This window comes from Stieleria sp. (assembly GCF_041595215.1).
GTDB lineage: Bacteria > Planctomycetota > Planctomycetia > Pirellulales > Pirellulaceae > Stieleria > Stieleria magnilauensis.
This window is the reverse complement of the sequence record NZ_JBFHKV010000591.1, coordinates 1-5,284: the sequence shown is the minus strand read 5'-3', so window position 1 is coordinate 5,284 and position 5,284 is coordinate 1. Positions and strand designations below refer to the sequence as shown.

The 5,284-nt window shown below is 57.7% G+C and carries 1 protein-coding gene; it reads left to right on the top strand.

The window, feature by feature from the left end; all coding sequences use genetic code 11:
* Positions 1-205 precede the first annotated feature (205 nt).
* Positions 206-5,284: DUF1559 domain-containing protein (locus ABX749_RS20705; protein ID WP_372897648.1), on the top strand; the 5,079-nt coding region annotated here is incomplete at its 3' end.

Genomic DNA, 5,284 nt, shown 5'->3' with positions numbered 1-5,284 from the left:
CTCGCGACCGTCCTACTCACGACCCTCGACCTCGCGGCCCTCTTACTCACGACCTTCGTACAACTCGCCCTCGTCGAATCCCAATCGGTTCAACACCCCGCGGACCGGCGTGCCGTCAAGTCGGCCGAGCTATCCCGGTGCCCCATCGTATTCCTCGCCACGCAACTCGTTCCGGCCAGGTTCTTCGTTCGACGGTCAACGTAACATGCCGTTCGCCGCACCCGGTGGTCGTTCCGTCGGCCCGGTGTTTCGAAACCCGCTCGCGACCAACGCCAGTCGCTCTCCGGCTTTCAATCCGACCAACACCATTCGCGGCATTCGTGTTCCCACACCATCGATGCCGGGCGCGTCCAACGCGTCGGTGTACACGCCCGCCGCCGCGAATCGCATTGAATCTCAGATCCAAGCCAATCTTTCCAAGGATCGGTCGCTCGACAACATGATGTCAGCGATCAACGCCATCGACCAATACGCTCCCAACGCCGCCTTCGCGTCCAAGTACCGAAGCGAAGCACTGCAGATGGCACAGGCGAGCTTGAAACAGAATGCGTCGGTCCCCTTGCCGTGGATCGCAACGGCAAAACTGTCCGCACAAGTTGGCAACGATGCACTGTTTCGCGAAACGACTAGCGAATTCGTACAGAAATTTCCCAACAACCCCCATGCGCAGTACTTCAAGGGATTGCAGTCGTTCATGGACAAAGATTGGCAATCGGCCGAGATCGCGTTGCGCAACGCCAAGGCGTTAGGACTGTCCGATGAGAGCATCGCGCAAATGTTGAAAGTCGCGATTGACAATCAGAAGTGGGTTTGGGAATACGCCGAGATCACGTTCTGGATCATCATGGTCTGGTTGATCGGATTGGTGGCGATTTATTTGTTGGGTCTGCTGCTCAGCCGTTTCACGCTCCAAGCGATCGAGCAGAACCAACTCGATGCGAGATCGCTGGCCACTCGATTGATTCGACGGGTGTATCGCGGCGTCGTCACGGTTGCGGGGGTCTACTATTACATCTCCCTGCCGGTCATTCTGGTTTGTGCGGTCGCCCTGCCGCTGACGATCGGATACGCGGCGCTGTCCACTCCGTATTTGAATCTGATCTTGTTGGCGGTGATCTTGATCGGCGGTGTCGGCGGGGTGATCACGGCGGTCAGTGGTATTCGCACCGCGATGATTCGCATTCCGGATTCACAAGACGGGATGCAGCTTCGACAGGGTGAGTCCGAAGCGTTTTGGAGTCTGGTCCGCGACGTCGCCGAAACGATGGGCACGCGAAGCGTCGACGAGATCTGGATTTCACCCGGCACCGATTTGGCCGTGACCGAACGCGGCCGTTGGTGGGACAAGTTGCGTGACAAGGGTCGGCGGGTGCTAATTTTTGGCGTCGCGTTGCTCGATGATTTCAATGTCGATTCGCTGCGCGCCATCTTGGCACACGAGTACACGCACTTTCGAAACCGAGACACTGCGGGCGGGGATGTCGCGCTGAAGGTTCAATTCGCGATGCATCAATTCGCCGACGCGATCAGCGAACGTGGCAAGATCCGTTGGTGGGACATCACGATCCACTTCCTCAGGACCTTCCACTACCTCTTCACGCGGTTGACGCTCGGGGCGAGCCGATTGCAGGAAGTCCTCGCCGATCGGGCGGCGGTGGAAGCCTACGGCAGCGCGGCGTTCGTCGACGGTTTGAAGCACGTGATTCGACGTGACATTGAATTCGATCATATCGTGTCGGGCGCGATCGGCAACAAAATCAAATCGAACCTTGCACCCTCGCATTTCTATGCACCTCGGCCAGAGATCAACGCGTTCGACCAGCGTGATATCGAGGCAGCCATCCGCGCAATCATGTGTCGAAAAACAACCGTCTATGATTCTCACCCCGCCCCCGTTGAGCGTGTCGCATTGGCACAGCGATGGAAATCGGCAAGCCGAACAGACTCGGGACCCGCGATCGAACTCTTTGACCAATCCGGGGTGCCGGTTCGAGACGAGATGTCGACGTTGCTTGCCGATTTCGCAGAGAAACGCGCCGAGAACGTTTTGAAATTCAACCAGGTCATCATCGATGTGATGACGGACATGATCAAGCAAGGCGATCTCGATGCACGGCTGCGTCGCGCTCAGGTCTATTACGAAATGGCCGAGCACGAAAAAGCCCTTGCGGACATCAACACGGTGATGAAGCAAGCGGGGAACCCGCCAGAAGTGCGTTTCTTTCGAGCCGCTGTATATCAATCGGCCGGAAATCATGAGGGATCGATCGCGGACCTGCGCGAGCTGTTGAAACGCTCACGCTCCTTGCCGGCTGATTTTGCATGCTCCGTCGCCTGCACCCTCGGCCGTCAACATTGGGAACTCGGACAGCTGAAGGAGGCCGGCGACGCGATGGACCGAGCCCTCGGTTTCGACAAGGAGAGCTTTGAAGCGGTCAACTCGAGAATCGAAATCGCGGAGCAACTCGGTGCGGATCAGACGGCGGAGATTTTGAAGCTGAAAGAACGAGCGTCCAAGCTCTGGCCGGTGGTCGAATTGAAACAGAATGACACTCCGTCGCACGACGAGGACAGCCGGCAAGAGATGTCGTCCTGGTTGGTCGCCCAAACGGTCGCCGGTCTGGCAGCGATTTTTTTACTGCTGATCGGCGGCGGACTCTACGCGGCCAGTAGTATGGTGATCGCGGCGCTCGATCGCAGCGAGCCTGACGTTGTTCCGATCGAGAAATCCGTCGTGTCGATCGGCGGGAACGCATCGGCCGATGGGACTTCGCCGCCCGCCGTCACGTCCAACGAGGAGGACGCGGCCAAAACCACATCGCCGTTGGATTCGACTGCAAAAGCGACAGCGGAAACGAAAGTGCCGGCGGCCACCCAGCCGATCGAAGAAGTATCGTTCGATCAGGTTGGCACCAACCTGCGAACCATCGCCGAAGCCGTCGAAAAGTGCATCGATCGTGGTTTTTACCAAAACACACCACTGCGCATCGACACCAAGCTTTCTTGGCGCGTGCACCTGCTGCCCCATCTCGGCGAGGAAGCGTTGTATGCGGAGTTTAAACTGGATGAACCTTGGGATTCCGAACACAACAAGAGTCTGTTGGACCGCATGCCCGCGGTCTATCGCTTTGGCACCGCTGTCGATTCGACACAGATCCGCAGTATCTGGCGACAGGGTGTCGGCGCGCAGATGCCTGATATCGGCAACGGCGTCTTCTTCGACGACGGCGGCGACCAAACCGCGGTCATCCTGTTCGCCGGGGAGGGCGCGAAGGTGCCGTGGACACGACCCGAACCCAAGCCGTTGAAGGACGACGAAGTCGCGTCCGAAATGTTGATCTCCTCGACCACTGCGACGATGGCGGTCTTGGGAACCGGCGATGTGCTTTCGTTTCCCCAAGGGATCCATCCACTCAAATTGCAATCTCTGATTTCGATCTCCGGCAACGAGCACGTGTCGGAGAAATGGTTCGCCGCTGACAAGGCAGCCGACCGGCCACCCAACGGATACAAGTTCGGCGCGGTGCGGAGTGATGTCGTGCGGGAATCGGACAAGCCCACCAAGCCCATGATCGGACGGTTTGCATGGATCGGATCCAAGTTGCGAGATCTCAAGTTGCCCCAAGGAAGTCAGCTGTCGTGGCGCGTTCACTTATTGCCCCTCATCGGCTATCAGTCTCTCTATCGCGAATTCAATCTCGATGAACCTTGGGACAGCACTCACAACTACGCGTTGATCAAGCAAATTCCGGAGGTATACACACTCGGTTCGCGACCCGGACGAACCCGGATCCGGGCGATCGAACCGGTGATTGGAGCGTTGGATTCGGATGCTCCGTCTTTGGAGAACAAGCTCGCGATCATTTTCGCTCCGCAACATCAAGAAGTCACTTGGACGCGTCCCGAACCCTTGCCCACGTTGCTTCGGATGCCCAAGGTCCGCGGCATGTTGGTCAACGGGAAAACGGTGTCGTTTAAGATGCCATCGCCAGTGGTGGCGGAGTGTAAATCGTTGGTTGATCCCGCGGTTGAGAATCAGTGGGAGGTGAAGATTTGGACCGAGTCTGATCTCGTCGCGCGGAACCGACGGACGCCACGCTACGATCGACCTGCGATCGTTCGCGGGGCCATCCCACTTCCCAATCCGGTCCCCGCAGTGCCGGCGGCGGGGTCGAACAAGAAGCCTTACTACACGATCGTAGCGGAGTCCTCCCTCGCGAAAATCAGTCAGGCGTTGCAACAATACATGAGCAACTACCGCACTTTCCCCAAGGTGCAATCTTCCACCAGCGGCACGACATTGAACCTGAGCTGGCGCGTGGAGTTGTTGCCGTTCCTGGGCCATCAATCGCTCTACGATCGCTTTGATCACGACCAACCCTGGGATAGTGAAACGAACCTCCCGCTACTCGAGGAAATGCCTGAGGTTTATCGCACCAAGTCCGGCGAAGAATCCCTGACCCAGATTTGTCTGTTCATCGGCCGCGGGATGTGTTTGTCCAATGAACGCATCCGTGACTCTCTGGTCAGCAAGGACATGCCGATGACCGACAACCGCGCCTCGACCATTTTGGGTGGAATGGTTGGACCGGACAAAGCCGTGCCCTGGACCAAGCCCGTCGACATCGAGGTTGATCCGACGAATCTGGTTCAGTCGCTCTCAGCGGTGGGGAAAAGTGTCGGACTGATCACCGGTACCGGATGTCAGATCCTTCCCCGTTCCCTCTCGCCCCAAATCTTTCACGCGCTGGCGACCAGCACCGGAGGCGAATTGGTCGACGCCGCGACGCTGATGCGATACAGCGCCCATGTGAACGGATACCCGTATGTCAGCGAGGATCAGGGAAGGCTCTTTGAGGCCTATGGAATGCGGGCCGTCTTATCTTGCCTGCTGCAAACGTATCAGCGAAATCCGGAATTATTGGACGATCAACATCTAAGCTGGCGGGTGCACATCTTGGGATCGCTCGATTACCGGGACTTGTACGAGCAATTTCGCTTGGACCAGCCCTGGGACAGCCCGCACAATCTGAAGTTGATCCCTTACATGCCCGACATCTTTCGAGATTTCAGTGCAAGTAGCGATAGCACCACCACGCGACTGATGACGATTCGCGGTTTGGGCACGATCAACCATCCGTATCTACCGACCACGCCTTATCCATCAATTTCCGACGGCCCCGAAAACACCCTGCTGATGCTACAGGCGCCCGAAGGCCGCGAAGTCACCTGGACCAAACCCGATGACTTTCCGTTTCTGATCGAAGAACCCCGAAAGGGACTG